At 41.6% G+C, this 21151-nt stretch carries 22 protein-coding genes; 11 read left to right on the forward strand and 11 right to left on the reverse strand.

The window, feature by feature from the left end:
• Positions 1-13 precede the first annotated feature (13 nt).
• Positions 14-931: a GNAT family N-acetyltransferase gene (locus AC4IFT_RS06790; RefSeq protein WP_490732352.1), complete on the reverse strand. Its 918-nt coding sequence runs from the start codon at positions 929-931 to the stop codon at positions 14-16.
• Between the two features lie 269 nt (positions 932-1200).
• Between AC4IFT_RS06790 and AC4IFT_RS06795 the strand changes: the two genes are divergently transcribed.
• The 3 genes from AC4IFT_RS06795 (at position 1201) to AC4IFT_RS06805 (ending at position 3447) form a co-directional block, all read left to right on the forward strand.
• A complete protein-coding gene (locus AC4IFT_RS06795; RefSeq protein WP_490750935.1) occupies positions 1201-2181 on the forward strand; it encodes a LacI family DNA-binding transcriptional regulator in 981 nt (326 codons plus the stop codon).
• A 336-nt stretch (positions 2182-2517) separates the two neighbouring features.
• Positions 2518-3093 (forward strand): DUF2239 family protein, encoded by a 576-nt coding sequence (locus tag AC4IFT_RS06800; protein ID WP_490750936.1) that lies wholly within the window; start codon positions 2518-2520, stop codon positions 3091-3093.
• 24 nt (positions 3094-3117) lie between these two features.
• Positions 3118-3447, forward strand: a complete 330-nt coding sequence (locus AC4IFT_RS06805) for a GIY-YIG nuclease family protein (RefSeq protein ID WP_490750937.1) — start codon at positions 3118-3120, stop codon at positions 3445-3447.
• Positions 3448-3506: 59 nt separating this feature from the next.
• On the opposite strand, the gene AC4IFT_RS06810 is transcribed toward AC4IFT_RS06805, so the two are convergent.
• From AC4IFT_RS06810 to AC4IFT_RS06835, 6 genes are all read right to left on the reverse strand, one after another.
• Positions 3507-4085: a histidine phosphatase family protein gene (locus AC4IFT_RS06810; RefSeq protein ID WP_490750938.1), complete on the reverse strand. Its 579-nt coding sequence runs from the start codon at positions 4083-4085 to the stop codon at positions 3507-3509.
• 167 nt (positions 4086-4252) lie between these two features.
• Positions 4253-5860: a GMC family oxidoreductase gene (locus AC4IFT_RS06815; protein WP_490750939.1), complete on the reverse strand. Its 1608-nt coding sequence runs from the start codon at positions 5858-5860 to the stop codon at positions 4253-4255.
• A gap of 370 nt (positions 5861-6230) precedes the next feature.
• On the reverse strand, positions 6231-7556 hold the full coding sequence (uhpC, locus tag AC4IFT_RS06820) for an MFS transporter family glucose-6-phosphate receptor UhpC (protein ID WP_490750940.1): 1326 nt from the start codon (positions 7554-7556) through the stop codon (positions 6231-6233).
• A gap of 183 nt (positions 7557-7739) precedes the next feature.
• Positions 7740-8369, reverse strand: a complete 630-nt coding sequence (locus tag AC4IFT_RS06825) for a Rossmann-fold NAD(P)-binding domain-containing protein (RefSeq protein WP_490732366.1) — start codon at positions 8367-8369, stop codon at positions 7740-7742.
• Between the two features lie 62 nt (positions 8370-8431).
• Positions 8432-9688 carry a type II toxin-antitoxin system HipA family toxin gene (locus AC4IFT_RS06830; protein WP_490750941.1) on the reverse strand — a complete coding sequence of 419 codons (1257 nt, stop codon included), beginning with the start codon at positions 9686-9688 and terminating at the stop codon, positions 8432-8434.
• A complete protein-coding gene (locus AC4IFT_RS06835; protein WP_353243041.1) occupies positions 9685-10005 on the reverse strand; it encodes a helix-turn-helix domain-containing protein in 321 nt (106 codons plus the stop codon). The genes AC4IFT_RS06830 and AC4IFT_RS06835 overlap by 4 nt, the downstream gene beginning before the upstream one ends.
• Positions 10006-10333: 328 nt before the next feature.
• Here AC4IFT_RS06835 and hemP point away from each other — a divergent pair, with 328 nt between their 5' ends.
• The 8 genes from hemP to AC4IFT_RS06875 all read left to right on the forward strand — a co-directional run bounded on the left by hemP (position 10334) and on the right by AC4IFT_RS06875 (position 17592).
• Entirely contained in the window at positions 10334-10507 is a 174-nt protein-coding gene (gene hemP / locus AC4IFT_RS06840) for a hemin uptake protein HemP (protein WP_225819117.1), read from the forward strand.
• A gap of 360 nt (positions 10508-10867) precedes the next feature.
• Positions 10868-12880, forward strand: a complete 2013-nt coding sequence (locus AC4IFT_RS06845) for a TonB-dependent hemoglobin/transferrin/lactoferrin family receptor (protein WP_490750942.1) — start codon at positions 10868-10870, stop codon at positions 12878-12880.
• Positions 12881-12906: 26 nt separating this feature from the next.
• Complete coding sequence (locus AC4IFT_RS06850; RefSeq protein ID WP_490732373.1) at positions 12907-13956, forward strand: hemin-degrading factor; 1050 nt, start codon at positions 12907-12909, stop codon at positions 13954-13956.
• 18 nt (positions 13957-13974) lie between these two features.
• Positions 13975-14796, forward strand: a complete 822-nt coding sequence (locus AC4IFT_RS06855) for a heme/hemin ABC transporter substrate-binding protein (protein WP_219246671.1) — start codon at positions 13975-13977, stop codon at positions 14794-14796.
• Positions 14793-15794, forward strand: a complete 1002-nt coding sequence (locus tag AC4IFT_RS06860) for a FecCD family ABC transporter permease (protein ID WP_490732375.1) — start codon at positions 14793-14795, stop codon at positions 15792-15794. The genes AC4IFT_RS06855 and AC4IFT_RS06860 overlap by 4 nt, the downstream gene beginning before the upstream one ends.
• Before the next feature lie 3 nt (positions 15795-15797).
• Entirely contained in the window at positions 15798-16586 is a 789-nt protein-coding gene (locus AC4IFT_RS06865) for a heme ABC transporter ATP-binding protein (protein WP_490750943.1), read from the forward strand.
• A gap of 264 nt (positions 16587-16850) precedes the next feature.
• Positions 16851-17066 (forward strand): HEAT repeat domain-containing protein, encoded by a 216-nt coding sequence (locus tag AC4IFT_RS06870; RefSeq protein ID WP_490732379.1) that lies wholly within the window; start codon positions 16851-16853, stop codon positions 17064-17066.
• Positions 17067-17373: 307 nt separating this feature from the next.
• Complete coding sequence (locus AC4IFT_RS06875) at positions 17374-17592, forward strand: HEAT repeat domain-containing protein (RefSeq protein WP_219246663.1); 219 nt, start codon at positions 17374-17376, stop codon at positions 17590-17592.
• An 82-nt stretch (positions 17593-17674) separates the two neighbouring features.
• Here the strand turns inward: AC4IFT_RS06875 and fghA are convergent, their stop codons facing one another.
• The 4 genes from fghA to AC4IFT_RS06895 form a co-directional block, all read right to left on the reverse strand.
• On the reverse strand, positions 17675-18508 hold the full coding sequence (gene fghA / locus AC4IFT_RS06880; RefSeq protein WP_490750944.1) for an S-formylglutathione hydrolase: 834 nt from the start codon (positions 18506-18508) through the stop codon (positions 17675-17677).
• Between the two features lie 10 nt (positions 18509-18518).
• Complete coding sequence (locus tag AC4IFT_RS06885; RefSeq protein ID WP_273803672.1) at positions 18519-19631, reverse strand: S-(hydroxymethyl)glutathione dehydrogenase/class III alcohol dehydrogenase; 1113 nt, start codon at positions 19629-19631, stop codon at positions 18519-18521.
• 16 nt (positions 19632-19647) lie between these two features.
• Positions 19648-19920, reverse strand: a complete 273-nt coding sequence (gene frmR, locus AC4IFT_RS06890) for a formaldehyde-responsive transcriptional repressor FrmR (RefSeq protein WP_353243094.1) — start codon at positions 19918-19920, stop codon at positions 19648-19650.
• 159 nt (positions 19921-20079) lie between these two features.
• Positions 20080-20997 (reverse strand): bestrophin family protein, encoded by a 918-nt coding sequence (locus tag AC4IFT_RS06895; RefSeq protein ID WP_490750945.1) that lies wholly within the window; start codon positions 20995-20997, stop codon positions 20080-20082.
• Between the last annotated feature and the right edge of the window lie 154 nt (positions 20998-21151).

Raw genomic sequence — 21151 nt, forward strand, 5'->3', positions numbered from 1 at the left:
TTTCTATTTTTTATTAGCCACTTTCAGGTAAAAAGGACGGCATAACCACGCCGCTTGGTTTCTGCGCAGTGCCTTTAACTTGCGCAAAATGTAATTCACAAATTCTGCCTCCCCATTGGACTAATGCTTGGCACAGTGCACTTCGCTCCACAGGAACGAGAACCACTGGCGTCGCGCCACGATGATGTTTGTCCAACATCCAACCCAGCAAATCCAGCGCCACTTCGTCACGATAACTGCAACCCGGCCCTAGCATTCTTGATGCGGGGTGTGCGATAGAGGCGAGATAACCTTCAATCCGTTGATGACGCTCCCAGACGGCAATTCGCCATAACCCACTGGTGTCCTTTAAAAAATATTCAATATCTCGCTGACGCTGAATACCTAATACGTCAAATTCCAACTGTAAAATAGCGGGTAAGTCTTCGATTCGCGCATCACGCACAATGCCTTCAGTTAAACGCGGGAAATTCACACCTTGGGTCGGCACAGAAATCGCCATGTCTTGGTAAACCGCATAAGGTGTAAAACCACCACGTCGATAAAGGGAATAAGAATCAAGATTTAACGCACTGGAAATTAAGCGAATGGGTAAATTTCCAGCTAATTCATCCGCCTTGGCGAGTAATTTTTTTGCTATCCCTTTCCCAAAAGCATCAGGATGGACATTCATTATCCCAAGACCCAAATGCGTTTCTCGTGGGTGAAAAAAACAAGAGCCAAGAATAGTCGATTGGGAATCACAAGCGACCCAGTGATAACCCGCATCAAGTTGTTGATACACATCAACAAATAAATGACACTCTTCTGGTGCTGACTGAAATATCGCGCCTAAGCCATGCTGCTGGTACCAAACATTCGTTGAGTGGTAAATCAAACGCGCGATTTCACTCCGATCCGTAGGCTTCGCAACCTGTAGTTGTATATCCATTCATTACCTCTCATGTTTTATTGTTTATAAAATGAGGCTTTTGATTAAATGGCAGCTAAAATTCAAAATGAAATCGATTACATTTTTACTGAAATCGATTTCATTTATAAAATATAATCAAATAGTTTATTTCAGCAACTCGCTAAGTGTTGTAAAAATGACCTAAAAGATAGATTTGCTACCAGCATCACAAATTACTTGTATCAATCGTACTTTTCATCACGATGTTGCATACTGTGCATGGCAATAGACAAAAGGAAAAATGAACGATGTCGATAGAAAAAGTAGCGAAAATCGCAGGAGTCTCTGCCGCAACGGTTTCACGTGTATTAAACGATCAACATATTGTAAAACCTGCAACTCGTGAAAAAGTACTTGCCGCCATCGCACAATGTAATTATCAGCCTAATTTATTAGCCCGCCAACTGCGTACCTCCCGCAGTCGCATGCTCTTAGTCTTGGTATCGAATATCACTAACCCCTTTTGTTCATTAGTCGTTCGTGGTATTGAAGAAGAAGCAGAACGCCACGGATATCATATTTTATTATGTAATTCTGAATCCAACCCAACCCGCGAATCTGCTTACTTGAGTTTACTCAGAGGAAAAGTTGTTGATGGCGTGATTACCATGGATGCCGTGAGTTGCTTACCGGGACTTACTGATATGATTGGTGATTTTCCTTGGGTGCAATGTGGTGAGGGGGATCCTGAATTTCGCGCCTCCTCTGTTACTATCGATAATTCACAAGCTGCCATAGCGGGTGTTTATCATTTGGCAGCAAAAAATCGCCAACGCATCGCATTAATTAACAGCGATATGCGTTACCTCTACTCACAACAACGAGAGCAAGGGTATCGAAAAGCACTTGCCGAGCTTGGCCTTGAGTATTGTAAAATCGAATATGTGGATGAACTAGATTACATTGCTGGCGCCCAAGCAATGGAAAGGTTGCTGCAAAATGGCCAAAAGCCAGATGCCATATTTGCAATTTCCGATGTCATTGCGGGTGGTGCAATGAGTGTTTTACATCAACAGGGTTTGCATATTCCCAATGATATCGCTGTGTTAGGGTTTGATGGTGTGCCTTTCGGTGATGTGACCATTCCCCCACTAAGCAGCATTGTGCAGCCAATGCATCAATTTGGGACCCGCAGTGTCCAATTACTCCTCAATAAAATTAAGCACCCACAGCTTGATGACTGCCATGAAATTCTTGATTGGCATTTAATTGAGCGAGGTTCAACGTAAACTACGCCTTCAATTCCTTTCTTACCATCAAGATCAAAATATTGAATAAAAACATCGTTACTTCAATGGCAACATGCTCAAAACTTGCCTCAATAATTCAGCGTAGGCTTTTGGCTCACACCAATAGAATACAGGCAATCATAATCGCCCCTTGCAGCGTTATTTGCTAAGTAATTCATACGGTAATCTAAACTCCAAATAACTCAACGCTATGCTTCAATATCATCGAAACATTGCATTCATGTTCACGTCAAAATAAATTTTACCCGGGTATAATTGACAAATGTGATAAATTAGGCAAATATATTTTTACCCTGATAAAAATAGGTATTTAACATGAGTGTGAACCTCACTGCCTTTTCGCTTAGCCAAAAAATTGCCGAAGGAACGCTGAGTGAAATTATTACCACAATTAAGGGCAAAACCGATATTTCAGAGCCTGTTTTTATTTTCAATGATAAGACAGGCACTCGAATAGAGGTAAATTTTGAATTTGCTAACGCGTCTATTTTAGCAATGACGCTGCAAGCATACCCTGAATTGAAGCCACCCGCTGATGTACAAGACCTCCCTTTGGTTGAAAAATCTAGAGGTCGACCAAAATTAGGCGTTGTTGCAAAAGAAATAACGCTTTTGCCTCGTCAGTGGGAATGGTTGTCCACACAACCAGGGGGCGCATCCGCCACAATACGACGTTTAGTTGATGAGGCTAAAAAGTTAGGCGCTGATGAAGATAACTTACGGCGCAAGACAGAAGCTGCCTATAAGTTTCTTTCAGAAATTGGCGGCAACTTACCAAATTATGAGGAAAGTTTGAGAGCGTTATTTGCTAACCAGCAAGCGGCCTTCAAAAAGATGTCTGTAACGTGGCCCAATGATATTCGCCAATATGCGCTGAAACTTGCATTCTAACCATCGTTTATTAAGTGTAACAATATGAATCGAAAAGAATTAAAGCAAAGCTATAAAGATGCGCCTTCAACCGCTGGGGTGTATTTAATTAGAAACCAAAATACAGGCATGATCCTCATGCAATCGGCTAAAAACCCCAAGGGGATCATTAACCGCCATATTTTTGAGTTGAAATATGGTCAGCATAGAAATGCCCAGCTACAACAAGACTGGAACTCTTTTGGTGAAAATGCATTTGAATTTTCTATTATAAAGACAGTAAAACCCGATGAACTTAATATAAATAATGCGTTAGATGAAATGTTAGCAAAATGCCGAGAAGAGTTTAGCATGACTGAAGATAACTCATATTAACAGTCGTTATTTATGAGCAAACGCCATAGCCAATACCTATGGCGCCGAATGTCGTTCCATCAGAGCGAGTTTGAACACACGTCAGAAACATGATTCAAGCCTTGCTGAGTATGCTCAAACGTTATTTTCGTTGCATTGCTCTCACGATTAATTCTTAAAACATAAATACTATCAAAATCCGAGCCTTTCCATTTTGGGATCTCGTCAGGGTTTCCCCCTTCACTTTTCATTATATTTTTTGCTAACTTGACTAAATTATCATGTTCCCAAGCGAGGTAAATAACTGAGTTTTCATATTGCGGACTCAATAATGCTTGTTGTAATTCCTTCGTTTCTTTAGCGTGGTAATTAAGATGAATAGGCAATGATACTTTGATGGCTGTTGGTGTGATGGTTTGTACTGCACGTAATGAACTACCTAATTTATTCTGTTTTGGCGCAGAGGCAAATAACGCATCAGGCTTGCCATACTTAGAAATAAGCACATCAGGTAATGCCGATGCACGATTAAGCCCCTTACAGGTTAACTGCCCACTGTCATTATCTGGTTTTTCACCATGTCGGACTAAAACAAGGGTTTGTGAAGAATATGCTGCAGTACTAAATAACAGCGTTAAAAATACTAAGGCATGGCGCATCAGCTTAACCTTAAAATGAATAGTAATGTTTTTAAATTATAGTATTTAGTATGAAGAATTCGTCAAAATTTTATTTTCTTGCCGTTAATCTTATTTTTAAATGGGCCTAACTAGAAATAGGCCATCTTTTTGAATAGCCTATTCCCACTAAAATTATTAATCGATAATTACTGCCTATCTTCAATAATCATTGAAGCTGCACGTTCGGCGATCATAATCGTTGGCGCATTAGTGTTACCACTTGGGATCTCAGGCATGACAGAGCAGTCTACGACTCGTAAGTTTTCAATACCATGCACACGTAAGCGTAAATCCGTCACCGAATCTTTAGTGTCAGTTCCCATACGGCATGTTCCCACTGGGTGATAAACGGTTTTACAGAAGTTACGTACAAACTCTTCAAGCTGAGCATCATCATGGCGCACTGAGTCAGGTGGCATTAATACGTTTTGGCTAACCGCTTGTAACGATGGTGAGCTTAAAACATCTAAACCAAACTTAACTGCACGCTTACACCCGTCCATGTCTTCAGGGGAAGCAAGGTAATTGGCATGAATTTTTAACGGAGCTAGAGGGTCTTTACTGCGTAATAGAATTTCGCCTCGGGATTTAGGTTGCAGATAACCGACTTTTAAGGTGAAACCGTGAGCGGCAGGTAACGGCTCACCCGGTACATCATCCCAGCTATCTAAAATAGGGAGAAAATGAATTTGCACATCTGGACGACCTTGCTCACAGCTATCTTTAAACGCGGCACCTTCGAGGACATTAGATGCTAATAACCCGCTGCGAAATGCCATCCATTCGAAGCCGTGTTTAATGGCGTTTAAGCCTTGATCCGCCCCAAACAAACTGATTGGCTGCTTAGTTGTCACATTGATCGACATGTGTAAATGGTCATGAAAATTTTTACCAACAGGTAAATTCGCCACCGTATCAATGCCCAACGAAGACAAATGCTCTTCAGGCCCAATGCCTGATAGCATCAATAATTTGGCTGAGCCCATTGCGCCAGAGCAGATAAGCACTTCGTTCGCTGCGATAGCGTCGACTTCATGACCGTTTTTTCCTTGGTAGGCAACCCCGACAGCACTGCCATCCTGAATAATAATTCGATTCACTTGTGTGTTGAGTTTTAAGGTGAGTTTTTCACTTTTTTCTACTGATTTTAAATAGGTTTTCGATGTACTTGCCCTTTCGCCATTATGGGTCGTCGTTTGGTAAAAACTGGTGCCTTGCTGGCTTTCACCATTTAGATCATTCACATAAGGTAACCCATGCTCTTGTGCAGCACGAATAAATGCCATAGAAAGTGGATGACGATAACGGTTTTCACTGACAGGCAACGGGCCATCTGTACCATGATGCTCCCCTGTCAGGCTTTCATTTCGCTCTGCTTTTTTGAACCATGGCAGCACATCTTTATAGCCCCACCCTTCACAACCATATTTTTCAGCCCAATTATCATAATCCTGCTTTTGGCCTCGAATATAAATCATGCCATTAACGGAGCTACTTCCACCAAGAACTTTACCTTGGGCAATTTGCATTTTGCGGTTATTTGCATGAGGCTCTGGCTCCGTTTCATAGGGCCAGCTTTTTTGAGCGATGATTTTAGCGACCCCAGCAGGCATCTTAATAAACATATGGTTATCGCTTCCACCCGCTTCGAGTAGCAATACACGCGCTTGAGTTTCTTGGATCAATCGAGCTGCTAATACACACCCCGCAGAGCCTGCACCGACAATAATATAGTCATATTTTTCTGTACTCATGATTTAACCCCATTATGCAAACGCAACAATAAATACACATTAGGTTAACAATAACCCTTTATTTTATTAATGTATTAATGATGTTCTCGTAATGTGATTTCAATCAAAAACAATTTACTTTGTGACTATAAAAACATAACTCAATATATTGATATTAAAAACAATACAATAAATAAAAAATTTCCAGCATTTTTATTATTACATTATTAATAATTTAATAATAAGGACATCCAGCAAGAACCTAACCATCGATTAGCCATGATAATTTTTAAATCACGGCTGTATTTTGGCATAAAAATACCCCCAGTAATTGGTTGCCCAACTATTGGGGGTTACTTAATATGCTCGCATTTTCAATGCACTACACAAATTAATCTTCTATTATCACTTTCTTTTTGGTCATTGCCATCGCAATGATCAACAATAAAATTAAGAAAATAGATAAAGTTAACAGTAACGAGTAGAAGCCGTTCCACTGGTATTTTTCAATCACAATGGATAGTGGATACCCTGCGATTGATGCACCAATATAGGCAAACAAGCTGACAAAGCCTGTCGATGCACCTGCGGCATTTTTATGGGAGTTCTCAGCAGCCGCCATCGCAATTAAGAACTGCGGGCCGAAAATAAAGAAACCGGTCATAAAGAATAAGAACGAGAAGACATATTCATTATCGACAGGCACAACCCATAAACAGAAGGATGTGACAATAATACCCAATGCGTAAATCACGTTCATTTGCGCACGGTTACCTTTAAAGATTAAGTCAGAGCCCCATCCTGCAACAATGGCACCAAAGAAACCGCCAATTTCAAACATCATCACGACGGCATTTGCTGAAAGCAAATTAAAGCCATGTTCTTCGATTAAATATAAGTTTGCCCAGTCGTTGATACCTGTTCTGACGATATAAATAACTGCGTAGGAAATCGCGAGAACCCAAAGCACTTTATTTTTGAAGATGTATTCGTTCAGAATTTTACCTAAAGGCAAACCTGCGCCTTTAGCTTCATACTTGAGTTCCTCGAGGTCATTACGCCATTCACCAACAGTGGGTAACCCCATGGTACGTGGTCTATCACGTAAAAAGATACATAACCCAATACCAATCACAATAGCAATGATACCTGGAATGATCATGCCGTAACGCCACCCGAGGGCAAGTGCAACACCACCCGATAAGATAGGAATTATCGCCCCACCAATATTATGGGAGGTATTCCAAATCGCCCACCACAGCCCACGTTCATTACGTGAATACCACGTATTGAGGATTTTAGCACATGGCGGCCACCCCCAACCTTGGAAGAACGCATTCACCATCCATAAGAAAATAAACATGGATATTGAAGAGGTTAAACCAAATAGAATATTAACAACGCCTGTTGCGATTAAGCCAATCCCCATAAAATAACGCGGGTTCGACCTATCCCCGATAATACCCGACAGGAATTTAGATGCGCCATAAGTGAGGTAGAACGCGGTTCCTACCATACCTATGTCCGCCTTGGTGATCCCTAAGTCTGTTAGCATCTCAGGCATCACGAAGTTAAAGCTTTTGCGTGTGAAATAAAAAACTGCGTAGCCAATGTAGCTCACAATCATTAAATGTAATCGCCAGTATTTATATTTAGCGTCGATTTCAGATTTCGACATTGTGACTGGTATATCTGGTTGTTCTTTAAATATTGACATATTTAACCCCGTCTAAAAATACAAGCAGGCAAAAATATGACAATAAATATGCGGCAACAATAAGTGAATACACTTAAATATTACATTTTTATTACATTTTTATTTCAAAGTGTTAGATACGTCAAATAATGCACTTTTTCTTATTTTATCTATAACACGAAAACAAAGTTGCCCAATAAATTGTTATGCGAGCTGTTTTGATGAAATAATTTTCACCCCTTTTTCGGGATGAATAACTGAATTTAGCAAGGCGCTAGCAATATTTTTTGCAGGGCTAATTTGGCAGCTAGCGGGTAATATGCGGGATAAACAAGAGATAATACGAATAACTACCACTTCACCAAGACGCTCTTGGTTGCGATGGCCACTAATGACGTTAGGACGCACTAATGTCAAGGACTCAAAATTCAAGGCGATTAAGCTTTGTTCAAGCTCCCCTTTTATTCGGCTGTAAAAAAATGGCGAGTTGGCATTCGCCCCTAATGCAGAGGTTAACGCATACGTCGGACAGCCCCATTTTTTGGCAAGTTTTGCACAGGCTAACGGGTAGGTGTAATCAACTTGGCGAAACGCGGCTTTTGACCCTGCCACTTTCATTGTTGACCCTAACGTACAAATAACCGCATCCACCGCCCAAATATGGGCTTCATCGGGAAGTTGGTCAAAATTCACTATCGGCGCAGATAATTTGGGGTGTTCAGGCAATGCATGACGCACAGGGGCAATAATTTGGCTAACCCGGTCATCAGCAAGCGCTTGCTCTAACACATGGCTTCCCACTAGCCCAGTTGCACCTATGAGTAATATTTTCATGAGTAATCGCCTTTTATTATGAACAATGCGTCATGTAATAAACCGAAAAACGTATAATAAAATCACTTAATGATAAGATCATCACTTAGCTGCTGCCAATGTTGATGCAATTGCCTTTTTTGTTCTGGGAACATAGGTAATTCTTTTAGCATTGATGGCCAATTAGCCCTTGCTTGCTGAATAACATCTTGTAAATGTGGCTTTACAACGACCCAAGGAACGCCGACATCTTGTGACCAGCGTTCAAAATGTTTCAACGTAATTTTATGCCATTGCTTTGTTCCTGCCAAATTTAAGGCTAATTTATCATTCTCAATGTAAGGGCTCGTGAAAACCACATCATATAGTGGTGATAAGCAAGGGGATATTTTATCTCGATAGATTAGCGACCAATTTTTTAAATGCGCATCTCCATTACCTAATAAAATATTGATTAATAATCTCCTCGCCATTTGTTGAATATCTTTATATTTCTCAGAACTTGAATGATAAAGTGTTTTACCTAAAAGCTCATAATTCGCTTTTTCATATTTATCACTAGGGTATAAGCCAAATATTTGGGCAAAATCTTCTGTATGGATTCGCCCAGCTGCGCTACGGTCAAACCGTTTAATCCCATAAGCATATTCTTCATCAGCTAATTTTATATTGGGAAGCCCATCTAGCTCAGTTAATCTAATTAAGCGTATTTCTGGAATTGCCGCGCCCACACTTTCTGCTAGTTTCATACAAGTATATTCATTAACAGAAACACCTTTATGCAGTGTAGATGGTGTTTTAATAATCCACATATCGTCAGAAATTGCTTGGTTTACATAATAGCGTCCGTCTACATATGAAGATGAAAATTTTATTTGAACACCTGCTAATGAAAACTTATTATCTACATGTTTAACATCGATTTGCTGCGGTTCCGTAGACGTTCGATATGCCAATGCCCAATCAGGAATATTCCCAGCGCTAATCGGATCTATACATAATGCGCCGGATAAATTGCGGCCTAAATATGCCAAAAGTGAAAACTCATTATCAATTTGGCATTTAATTGCCTTGGCAGTGTATTCTCTTAATACCCCTTCAGGTAGTAAATTGGATAAAACGGGTGGAAGCTTTATTCGACTCATCAAAGGTTTATTAAGGTAATTAATATCCATCAACTGCCGCAATGTAAATACTGGGCGTTCTTCTAATGGCATACCAACAAAATCGGGGTGAAACGTTAATATATTTCGCCCCCCTGCATAATGAACAACAATTGCGATGTCCAAACCATATAATTGGATTTTAAGTCCCTCAATATTTTCAATTTGCTTACTCATTTAGACCTCGTGATATTTGACCAAAAATCGAGATCGTCATTTTCTGGTATTTCTGTATTCCCCCATTCTTCAGATTGATTGTTAGGATTTGAACCAAGTACTGATGATTTACTCGAACCCTTTTGCCCGATTGAAAGTTCTAAATTTAGCCCTTCAAGCACACGGAGAAATGTTGATAATTTAATATCATTACCCGCTTCAACACGTTGGTATTGTTGCTGCTTCATACCGATGCGCATATACATATCTTTTTGCTCAAGACCTAAACTTTTTCGTTGTTGAGTCAACATATTGGCAATCTTTTTAATCTCGTCCATAGCCTAACCTTCTTATATGGGACACTCAACTTACAACTTAAGTGATGTTTATTGCTTAAAATACAATCTTAGCATTGTAAAACATCAAAAAACAACTCTTATGTTGTCTTAAACACAAAAAACAACGCTTTAGTTGTTTTTATTAAAAATACAACTTATAGATTGTAAATAATCATTTTACAACAATAAGGTTGTTAATAGTCAGAATTTGAACTTTGTAGCTCTTTTGTTGTTTGATTGTGAAAATCACTTGATATTGGGCATAATTATAAAGATAATCATTCTCAATATCATTTCTGTTATCAGTATAGTTAGCATGGTAAATAATATGACAGCGCCAGTTGCAGAAAATATCGCCGAAACGGCCAAGCAAACAATCAAAACTGACGTCGTAGAGAGCCAGCAGCTCTTGGGGCCGACAGGAAAGGTTTCCATCCAGCACAATGGCGAGCTTTACCAGTTAAGGCAAACGCGTACAGGTAAATTGATTTTAACGAAGTAACGTTCCAACAAAAATTCTATCCGCAAGCCACCTAGGTTACTCATCCAGGCAGCCAGCTTAATCTAAAACATAGGAATAGGTTTCTATGGAGTTTAAACTGCCGTCTGTATTTGCTGATTTTTCATCCAAAAAGCAAACAAAAAGGTCATACTCCGACCACGTAAAATTCGCAATCATTGCTCGTACACCTTGTGATATTCCTGCGCATCTTACATTCGAAGCTCCCTATGTAATGCCAACCTCCTATCCCCCTGATGGGCTACATGCCTGTCCATAAGTATTTTAGCCATTACATAAATAGCCTTTTATTTCCGCTACTTAGCCTAGCAAAAAATGAAATTTTTACGGAGTATCACCATTATGTCTCATGTTTTACGGATATCTGTGTTGACCAGCGCGATCTTAAGTGTCATCGCCAGCGCTCATGCACAAACGGCTGAACCCTCAACGACTAAGAAAAGCAATGACGTCATGACTGTTTATGCGACAGGGACTGAACGTGATAGCTTTGATACACCGATGATGGTGACAGTGATTAAAAATAATTCACCTGAAACCCAAACGGCAGGTACAGTCAATGACATCCTACGCAAAGTGCCTGGTATTAACGTGGCAGGCACTGGTCGCTCAAATGGGCAAGATGTTTCCATTCGTGGCTTTGATCGCCGTGGGATATTGACCCTAGTAGATGGCGTTCGCCAAGGTACTGATACGGGTCATGTTAATGGCACATTTATTGACCCTGCCCTGATCAAGCAAGTGGAAATCGTTCGCGGTCCATCCGCCCTGCTTTATGGTAGCGGTGCAATGGGAGGTGTGATTGCATGGGAAACCGTTGATGCTAAAGACCTACTACGTGATGGGCAAAATCACGGTTTTCGCGTCTTTTCCCAAGCCGCGACAGGCGACCATAGCTTTGGTTTTGGTGGCACAACGTTTGGGCGTACCGATAACCTTGATGGTGTTTTCAGCTTTGTAACGAAAGAAGTGGGTGATATTCGCCTTAGTAATGGCGATGACATGGATAACAAAGAAACCATTGCTAACCTGCTAGCGAAAGGGACATGGCAAATAGATGATGCACAAAAACTTGCGGGTCAGGTTCGTTATTATAATAACGATGCCCATGAACCTAAAAACCCACAGGAATTGAATGTCGGTAAAGATAACCTACAAGTTAACCGCAACACACGTCAGCGTGATGCCCAAGCGACTTACCAGTTCAACCCTGCATCACAAGATTGGTTAAACCTAAAAGTCACTCCTTATTATTCTGATGTGAATATTACGGCTAAAGGCAAAGGAACCCCTTATGAAGGTCGCACGCAAAAAACTTACGGTTTAAAAGCGGATAACCGCTCTAATGTTTATGATTTACCGCTGGCGGCTCATAACCTCACCTATGGCAGCGAAGCTTATAAGCAAAAGCAAACCCCTTACGCAAACACAACCCAATTCCCTGATGCGGATATCACCTTTGCATCTGGCTTCTTACAAGACGAAATTGCCCTAAAAGACTTACCTGTGTCATTTATTGTGGGTACACGTTATGACCACTATAAAGCGACGTCTCAAGGAAATGAGGATGTTAAGAAAGGAAAATGGTCATCAAAAGGCGCAGTGAGTATCACGCCAACAGATTGGTCAATGTTATTTGCATCTTACTCTGAGGCTTTCCGTGCACCATCAATGATGGAAATGTACAACGACGATGTTCACTTCCAAATGGGGCCTATTGTTAATAGATGGCGACCAAATCCAAATCTAAAACCTGAATCAACACGCACTGCTGAGTACGGCTTTGGCTTGCGTTTTGATGACCTATTAATGGAACGTGACAACCTGCAATTTAAAGCCAGTTATTTTGATACCAAAGCCAAGGACTACATTAATACCTATGTGAATTTTGACAGACAAAATATACAAAATAACTATACCACCTCAATTAATACCAAAGAGGCAAAAATCTGGGGCTGGGATGCCACGATGGATTATAAAACTGACTACTTCAATTGGAGTCTGGCGTATAACCATACGGAAGGAAAAGACCAATCAAACGGTAAGTCACTGACCTCAATTAAGCCCGACTCTGTCACCAGTAACCTTGCAGTACCCATTGCAGACAGCGGTTTCTCTGTGGGCTGGTTAGGGGAATTTACTCGCCACACCGACTTCAATAAGGCCTCTCAAGCTGAACAACAAGCTGGCTATGCCGTCCATGATTTCTACGTTAGCTACAAAGGTGACGGTGAACTCAAAGGCTTAGGCACAAGCGTGGTGTTAGGCAATGCCTTCGACAAAGAATATTACTCATCACAAGGCATTCCTCAAGATGGACGTAATGCCAAACTACTGGTCAGCTTCCAGTGGTAATTCATAATAGTATTAAGGAGATAGATGTGAATTCAACCATTTTCGAGCGTTACCAACAAGCCAAAGCAGATAACAAAGCCAAATACGCTCGTGATCTTGCTGCTTACCTGAATATTTCTGAAGCTCAATTGCTGCACAGCCGTGTGGGTCATGATAAAGCCGTGCGTTTAGACGTTGACGCGCCAACGTTATTGACTGAATTAGCAGCGGTTGGGCAAGTCAAAGCCATTACCCGCAACGAATACGTGGTGCATGAGCAAGTGGGTCGTTATGACAACGCAACATTCAGCCCTCACGGTGGTTTAATTTTAAACCCTCGCGCCCTTGACTTACGTATGTTTTTTGCTCATTGGGATGCAATTTTCGCCCTGACAGAAGACACCAAACACGGTGAGCGCCACAGTATCCAATTCTTTGATAAACAAGGTGATGCACTGCATAAAGTCTACACCACCGATGAAACTGATATGGCGGCATGGCAAGCACTGATTGAGAAATATGCGACGCAAGATAATAGTGAATTAACTCATGTGCCAGCGACGCCATTTACCAACCAACCTGTTAGTGATGAGCTAAAACAGCAATTAGAGCAAGAATGGCGCAACATGACAGATGTGCACCAATTTTTTGTTTTATTGAAAAAGAATAACTTGAGCCGCCAGCAAGTTTTCGCCGCCGTGAGTGATGATTTAGCATGGAAGGTGCCGACTGATTCCTTCAATCAGCTGATTAATACGGCGTTCAATGACCAGAACGAAATCATGATTTTTGTGGGCAACCGTGGATGTGTGCAAATTTTCACTGGTGAAATCAAAAAAATCATGCCATATCAGAGTGAAGGTTCAGATTTGAAATGGCTCAACATTTTCAATCCTGATTTTACCTTACACATGATTGAAAACGGCATTCATGAGTGCTGGGTAACACGCAAACCAACGCAAGATGGTTTTGTGACTAGCCTTGAAGTTTTCGATATTGAAGGGAATCAAATCGCACAAATGTACGGTCAGCGCACTGAAGGCACGCCAGAGCAAGAACAATGGCGCCAACAAGTCACTGCGTTACCCCGCATTTAAAATTTAGGTAAATTTATTATGAAACAATGGCTTCTAACCTTATCGGTCCTGTTTGTCTCGTTCAGTTCTTATGCTGCGCAGCGCATTGTCACTCTCGGTGGTGATGTGACAGAGATAGTTTATGAACTTGGCGCACAAGACCAACTTGTTGCCCGCGACAGTACCAGCCTGCACCCAGAGCAAGCGACCAAACTGCCTGATGTTGGCTACATGCGAATGCTTAATGCTGAAGGCGTACTTTCGATGCGCCCAACCTTGGTGCTCGCCAGTGAATTAGCAAAACCGTCCATGGCATTAACGCAAATAGAAAAAAGCGGCGTTAAAGTCATCAAAGTGACAGGGAAACCGAGTTTAGAAGCCATTCCAGAAAAAATCACCACCATTGCCGCTGCGGTTGGCAAGCCTGAGCAAGGCAAGCAATTGGTGGATAAATTCAATCAATCGCTTAGCCAAGTCAACACGGCACCGATTGATAAAAAAGTGTTGTTTATCATGAGCCACGGTGGTGTTCTCCCCTTAGCAGCGGGGAAAAAAACGGCGGTGGATAGCATGATAACGGCAATTGGCGCAAAAAATGCGATGGCCAATTTTGATAGCTATCGCCCGCTTTCCTCAGAAGGCTTATTGTCTAGCCAACCAGACTTAATTGTCTTCACCGAAGAAGGCATTAAATCATTAGGTGGCGTTGATCGCGTGTGGAACTTACCCGGTATTGCTATGACGCCTGCGGGGAAAAATAAAGCACTCGCCGTCGTTGATGATGTGGGCATGCTAACGTTTAGTTTAGGCACGCCAAAAGTCATGCAGCAACTACGTGAGGCATTAGAGAAGTCCCAATGATCCGTTTTAAACGACCTTTATTTGTTATTTTAATTTTATTGTTCGTGCTTTGTGCTCTGACGTTTGTTGCTTCCAACGCAGGGCCGATAAATTTTTCGTTCAATGCACTGTGGCAGGCTTCTGCCACCGATCCTGACTGGCAAATATGGCTAAACATTCGTTTGCCGCGTGTCTTAATTGCCATCTTAGTGGGGCTAGCACTGGCCGTGTCAGGCGCCATTATGCAGGGGCTTTTTCGTAATCCACTCGCTGATCCCAGTTTGCTGGGCATCAGTAGTGGTGCGGCATTAGCCGTTGCCGCCTTTATCGTTTTATCTTTTTCATTACCCGCGGTAATGCAAAACTATGGCCATATCGCAGCCGCTTTTATTGGTAGCTTAGTGGTTTCCTTAATTATTTTTAGTTTAAACCGCTCATCTAACGGCAATTTGGCACGCCTACTACTGGCTGGAATTGCAATAAATGCACTGTGCATGTCGTTTATTGGTGTGCTGAGTTATATCAGCAATGACCAGCAACTTCGAACCTTTAGTCTCTGGATGATGGGCACATTGGGGAATGTGGATTGGACGTCGTTAGCCATTGCCACTACGGTCATTTTGCCTGTCAGCGCAGTGTGCTTGTGGCAAGGGAACAAGCTCAATATCCTCCAGTTAGGAGATGAAGATGCGCACTACCTTGGTTTGAATGTTGAACGGGCGAAATTTATTTTGCTGTTTCTCAGTGCCTTATTAGTCGGGTGTGCGGTGGCGATGAGTGGCGTGATTGGCTTTGTTGGGTTAGTGGTTCCACACTTAATCCGTATGACATTAGGCCCCGACCATCGTTGGTTAATACCAGGGTCAGCCATTGTCGGTGCTGCGCTATTATTAATCGCCGATACCATTGCCCGTACTGCGGTTGCCCCCGCTGAAATCCCTGTGGGCTTACTCACTGGGTTGATTGGTGGGCCATACTTCTTATGGCTAATTTTACGCCAACCTGCGGGGAGAATTTAGACGATGCAAGATAAATCTATTTTATTAGAAGCGCAGAGCCTGACTTATCAAATCGACGATAAGACATTGATTAACAATATAAGCCTTTCGATAAAACAGCATGAAATGGTGGTCATTATTGGCCCCAATGGTGCAGGGAAATCTAGCCTATTAAAACTGTTAACTGGCTATACAACCCCAACACAAGGTGTTTGCCTATTAGAGGGGCGCTCGTTAAAAGAGTGGCAAGGCAATGAGTTAGCTCGTAAACGTGCGGTAATGAAGCAACATAGTAATTTGCAATTTGCGTTCACTGTTGAAGATGTCGTGGCCATGGGGCGCACCCCTTATGGTTCAGAACACAAGCAAGTTGCTATTGAAGAGGCGTTATCCCTAACCCATTGCCAAGTGTTGCGCCACCGCGATTATCGGCAGCTTTCTGGCGGTGAGCAACAACGCGTTCAGTTGGCACGTGTGTTGGCACAGTTATGGCAACCTACAAATCAAGGCGCCTGTTTATTTTTAGATGAGCCCACGTCGGCTCTGGATTTATACCACCAGCAACATAGCTTGCGCCTACTGCACCAACTAACCCGCGAGCGCCCTATCGGTGTGTGCTGCGTGCTACATGATTTAAACCTAACCGCGTTATACGCCGACCGCGTTTATTTAATTCACGAAGGGAAATTAGCCGCCAGTGGCACACCAACAGAAGTATTAACAACCGAAAATCTCACTCGCTGGTACCAAGCAGATTTAGGAGTAAGCAAACATCCTGAAAATGATACACCTCATGTCTATTTGCGCCATTAATCTTTTGCGAAAGAGGGCACGTCATCTGCGTGCTCTTTCTTCACATTGAGTAAATGTCCTACTTATTTGTTTTCTTTGAACTATTCATTTCACGATTATCTTATAGCACCTAAACTTTCACGATAAATCAATCATTCACTAACATCTCTAAAAAGGTGTGAAGTTGATATAATCTATTGATCATCATTTGAAATTTGAAGATAAATATTAAGAAATTTCCCCTAGAATACGCCTAAACAAGCAAATGGGCTAACAGGACAGAAAATGGAAAACAATATTATTCAAACATTGCTTGAATTAACACATCGTGGTAATGATGATGTGAAAATTGCCGCCATTTCGGCGTTAGGGGATTACCGCGCAACCGTTGAACAACAAACCGCAGTTCATCGTCTTCTCGATTTATGTAAAGATCCAAATAAAGATGTCGCTGTATCCGCGATAAAAGCATTAAGTAAGTTATCTGAGCATTTTAAATAAAACCTTTGCCCTCGATTAAGTTAATTTGCTAACTAATCAAATAATATTCTCACTCACCTTTCTCCCGTAAATCCCGATTTATTCTTACCGTACCCGAAATTCAGGTAGGCATATCCTCGGGCATTCAATCATTTTTATAATTAAAACCAATAAATTACATCTCTTTTCGTTCCATCCGCTTTTTTTTATATTTTTAAATTAAATATTTTGATAATATCAATATTATTGAACTTAAATGCTAATATACATTAAATATCAGTATATTTAACTAGTTCATTTTTTATAACATAATTTCGTAGGATGGATAATGGATAAACAAGTCATCAACACACTGCTCGATTTAACCAATCGAAAAAATGACGATGTCAAAATAGCGGCAATTTCGGCACTCGGTGATTGTAAGTTACCAATAAAGCAAATGAATACCATGGGCCGTTTGTTAGAGCTGTGCAATGACCCAAATAGGGATGTTGCGATCAGCGCGATTAAAGCCGTGAGTAAGCTTTTAAATCATGATAATGAATAATACAAAGCACTTATTCACAATTGTGATAACCAGAAGGAAATAGAAGGGTAAAATGCGTTGTGATCCTACCCTTCTAGATTGATTACGCCTGTTTTAAATGACGTGAGTGAAAGGCAATATGTTCACCAATAAAGCTGCTAATAAAATAGTAGCTATGGTCATAGCCATCACGTAAATGCAATGTGCAATCAAATTGCTTTTGTTCACAGACCGTTGCTAACAGCTCTGGCTTTAATTGCTCATGGTAAAAGGGATCTGCTGTACCCACATCAACACGTATTGGCGATGTTGTCGCTGCGTTACCAAGTAACTCAATAGTGTCATATTGAAGCCATTTAGCCCTATCATTGCCCAAGTACGCCATAAAGGCTTTTTGCCCCCATGGAACTTGTGAAGGCGCAATAATCGGCGCAAATGCAGACAAACTGCAATAGCGTTCAGGGTTACGCAAACCAATCATTAAAGCCCCATGACCGCCCATGGAATGGCCTGAAATCGCGCGCTTATCTGTTACAGGTAAATGGCTTTCCACTAATGCTGGTAGCTCTGAAACGATATAATCATACATTTGATAATGGCGTTTCCACGGTTCTTGAGAAGCATTTACGTAAAACCCAGCCCCTTGCCCCAAATCATAAGCGGCATCATCTGCTACGCCTTCGCCTCTTGGGCTAGTGTCTGGCGCAATAAGAACCACCCCGTGCTCTGCGGCAAATTGCTGAGCCGCCGCTTTCGTGATGAAGTTTTGCTCGTTACATGTCAGCCCTGATAACCAATAAATCACAGGGCAAGGCTGCGTTTGAGCCTGCGGCGGCAAATAGGCGGCAAATTTCATTTCACAGCCTAATACCGTTGATTGATGTTGATAAACATCCTGCCAGCCACCAAAGCAAGCGTGGCGCTCAATTCTCTCCATCAATAGCTCCTTATTCGTAATGAATGACGGTACGGATTGACTTGCCTTCATGCATTAAATCAAAAGCTTCATTAATGCTATCAAGCGGCAATGTGTGAGTCACAAATGGCGCCAAATCAATATCCCCTTTCATGGCATCTTCAACCATTTTTGGTAATTGGCTACGCCCTTTCACGCCACCAAATGCGGTTCCACGCCATGAGCGGCCTGTCACCAATTGGAATGGACGCGTCGAAATTTCCTGCCCAGCACCCGCCACACCAATAATGATAGATTGCCCCCACCCACGGTGAGCACTTTCCAATGCTGCACGCATAACATTCACGTTACCAATACATTCAAAGGTATGATCGACGCCCCATTCAGTCATTTCAATTAACACTTGCTGAATTGGCTTATCAAAGTCTTTTGGATTTAAGCACTCTGTTGCACCAAATTGGCGAGCTAATTCGAATTTTGTTGGATTGGTATCAATAGCAATAATACGCCCAGCTTTGGCTTGTCTTGCGCCTTGGATAACGGCTAAACCAATGCCACCCAAGCCAAATACTGCCACAGAATCACCTTCTTGTACTTTTGCGGTGTTATGCACTGCGCCTATCCCCGTAGTCACACCACAACCCAATAAGCACACTTCTTCGTGATTCGCTTCTGGATTGATTTTAGCCAGTGATACTTCAGCCACAACAGTATATTCACTGAATGTTGAGCAGCCCATGTAGTGATAAACAGGCTGACCATTATAAGAAAAACGTGTTGTGCCATCAGGCATTACGCCTTTTCCTTGGGTTGCACGGACAGACACACATAAGTTCGTTTTACCTGACTCACAGAAAACGCATTTTCCGCACTCTGCGGTATACAGTGGAATAACGTGGTCACCGACGCTGACACTTGTCACGCCTTCCCCCACTTCAACCACAACCCCAGCACCTTCATGGCCTAGCACAACAGGGAATAGCCCTTCTGGGTCGTCCCCTGAAAGCGTGAATGCATCAGTGTGACAAACGCCTGTATGACTGATTTTAACTAAAACTTCCCCAGCTTGTGGTGGCATAACGTCGAGTTCGACAATTTTCAGTGGTTCGCCCGGACCAAATGCGACTGCTGCACGTGATTTCATCGTTGTTCCTTTTTATTTAACGCAAATAAGTGCGAATAAGTGAAATAGCATCATCAACTGACTCTTTTTGATGCTGTGTGGTGGCAGACTCTTGGAGCCCCTCGCGTAAATGGCTTTCTAAGACGCCCGCCATTAAGCCATTTACGGCACCACGAATGGCAGCAATTTGCTGTAAAACTGCGGCACACTCTGCTTCGTCCTCGAGTGCAGATTCAAGTGCTAATAGCTGCCCTTTGAGTTTACGAACACGCGTCAATACCGCTTTCTTTTCTTTTGGTGAATGTGGCATCTTCAAGCCTCTTTCATATACATAGGGGGAGTATAGTATTTATAGTGGTACCAGTACAGAATGATGGATTTAATTTACCTATTTAAGGCACAAAATAATAAAAAATGGCAAAGTGAGTTATGTTTCACTTTGCCATTAGAGAGGATATAACAATATAAATTACAGTAAGTTAAAGTATTTATCGGGTTTATTAACTGGGGGAAGAGGTTTGAGATCGAGCATGTCCATCGCATTTCGCTCGATACTATTACAAATCGCATTTAATGGTAGATCATTCGCAGATGTCCCAAAAGGGTCTTCCAACTCTTCAGCTAATGAGTCCCATGCTAAAAAAGTATACGATATAAATACCGAAACAAATGGGGTCATATAATGCAAATCAACCACTAACGCGAACGGCAATAGCGTACAAAATAAATACACGGTGCGTTGCAAAATTAAGGTATAAGCAAAAGGAATAGGCGTATTCGAAATACGTTCACAGCCACCTAAAACGTCAGATAACGCATTAATATCTTTATTGATTGCTTGAAATAATACATCACTAATCACTTTATTATCCCGCAATTCCCCGACCTTCAGTCCAATCTGCATTAGAATACGGCTGGTTGGAAATGGACTACGAATAACTTCGTCAAAAATAGCGCGAGGTAACAACCGATATAAATCAACAATCGGGCTGGTTTTTCTTAGCTCGTGTTTTAAGCTCCAACCAAATGCAATCAATAAGTGCGCAAATTCTTTTTGTGCAGCTTTGTCATTTGGTAATAACCCTTTAATATTTCTTAAAATATTGCGTTGGTTAATCAGCAAATTAGCCCAAAGTGTTCTCGCTTCAATTAAACGGCTATAACACGCGTTATTGCGAAAACCCAAAAAGATTGCAATGGCTATCCTCAATAAACTAAAAGGCGCGATAGTTAAATGGATCCCGAGTTGTTCGTACCATTGGTAACTCAATACGGCAACAATCGAAATCATAATATTAAGGGATAACCGAAAGGTGATTTTTGACAGCACGGAACCGTGCCAATCGAACAACCGGAAAAACCAGTGCTGATGCGGGCGAATGACCATAATGTAATAAGTATTTTTCAGTAAAACGACATATAACTTATTATTTCATTTATCAAACCGATAATCCATAGATAATAATTGATTAACTTATTAAACCTAATTCAAAAACAAAAATAGCTAATAAGATAGATTTATTAGCTATTGATCATACACT

This window comes from Providencia sp. UF-183, assembly GCF_058246155.1.

Excerpts from the sequence above, each read along its gene's own strand:
- AC4IFT_RS06790 (WP_490732352.1), bottom strand. The coding sequence starts at position 931 with ATGGATATACAACTACAGGTTGCGAAGCCTACGGATCGGAGTGAAATC.
- AC4IFT_RS06795 (WP_490750935.1), top strand. The coding sequence starts at position 1,201 with ATGTCGATAGAAAAAGTAGCGAAAATCGCAGGAGTCTCTGCCGCAACG.
- AC4IFT_RS06800 (WP_490750936.1), top strand. The coding sequence starts at position 2,518 with ATGAGTGTGAACCTCACTGCCTTTTCGCTTAGCCAAAAAATTGCCGAA.
- AC4IFT_RS06805 (WP_490750937.1), top strand. The coding sequence starts at position 3,118 with ATGAATCGAAAAGAATTAAAGCAAAGCTATAAAGATGCGCCTTCAACC.
- AC4IFT_RS06810 (WP_490750938.1), bottom strand. The coding sequence starts at position 4,085 with ATGCGCCATGCCTTAGTATTTTTAACGCTGTTATTTAGTACTGCAGCA.
- AC4IFT_RS06815 (WP_490750939.1), bottom strand. The coding sequence starts at position 5,860 with ATGAGTACAGAAAAATATGACTATATTATTGTCGGTGCAGGCTCTGCG.
- uhpC (WP_490750940.1), bottom strand. The coding sequence starts at position 7,556 with ATGTCAATATTTAAAGAACAACCAGATATACCAGTCACAATGTCGAAA.
- AC4IFT_RS06825 (WP_490732366.1), bottom strand. The coding sequence starts at position 8,369 with ATGAAAATATTACTCATAGGTGCAACTGGGCTAGTGGGAAGCCATGTG.
- AC4IFT_RS06830 (WP_490750941.1), bottom strand. The coding sequence starts at position 9,688 with ATGAGTAAGCAAATTGAAAATATTGAGGGACTTAAAATCCAATTATAT.
- AC4IFT_RS06835 (WP_353243041.1), bottom strand. The coding sequence starts at position 10,005 with ATGGACGAGATTAAAAAGATTGCCAATATGTTGACTCAACAACGAAAA.
- hemP (WP_225819117.1), top strand. The coding sequence starts at position 10,334 with ATGACAGCGCCAGTTGCAGAAAATATCGCCGAAACGGCCAAGCAAACA.
- AC4IFT_RS06845 (WP_490750942.1), top strand. The coding sequence starts at position 10,868 with ATGTCTCATGTTTTACGGATATCTGTGTTGACCAGCGCGATCTTAAGT.
- AC4IFT_RS06855 (WP_219246671.1), top strand. The coding sequence starts at position 13,975 with ATGAAACAATGGCTTCTAACCTTATCGGTCCTGTTTGTCTCGTTCAGT.
- AC4IFT_RS06860 (WP_490732375.1), top strand. The coding sequence starts at position 14,793 with ATGATCCGTTTTAAACGACCTTTATTTGTTATTTTAATTTTATTGTTC.
- AC4IFT_RS06865 (WP_490750943.1), top strand. The coding sequence starts at position 15,798 with ATGCAAGATAAATCTATTTTATTAGAAGCGCAGAGCCTGACTTATCAA.
- AC4IFT_RS06870 (WP_490732379.1), top strand. The coding sequence starts at position 16,851 with ATGGAAAACAATATTATTCAAACATTGCTTGAATTAACACATCGTGGT.
- AC4IFT_RS06875 (WP_219246663.1), top strand. The coding sequence starts at position 17,374 with ATGGATAAACAAGTCATCAACACACTGCTCGATTTAACCAATCGAAAA.
- fghA (WP_490750944.1), bottom strand. The coding sequence starts at position 18,508 with ATGGAGAGAATTGAGCGCCACGCTTGCTTTGGTGGCTGGCAGGATGTT.
- AC4IFT_RS06885 (WP_273803672.1), bottom strand. The coding sequence starts at position 19,631 with ATGAAATCACGTGCAGCAGTCGCATTTGGTCCGGGCGAACCACTGAAA.
- frmR (WP_353243094.1), bottom strand. The coding sequence starts at position 19,920 with ATGCCACATTCACCAAAAGAAAAGAAAGCGGTATTGACGCGTGTTCGT.
- AC4IFT_RS06895 (WP_490750945.1), bottom strand. The coding sequence starts at position 20,997 with ATGGTCATTCGCCCGCATCAGCACTGGTTTTTCCGGTTGTTCGATTGG.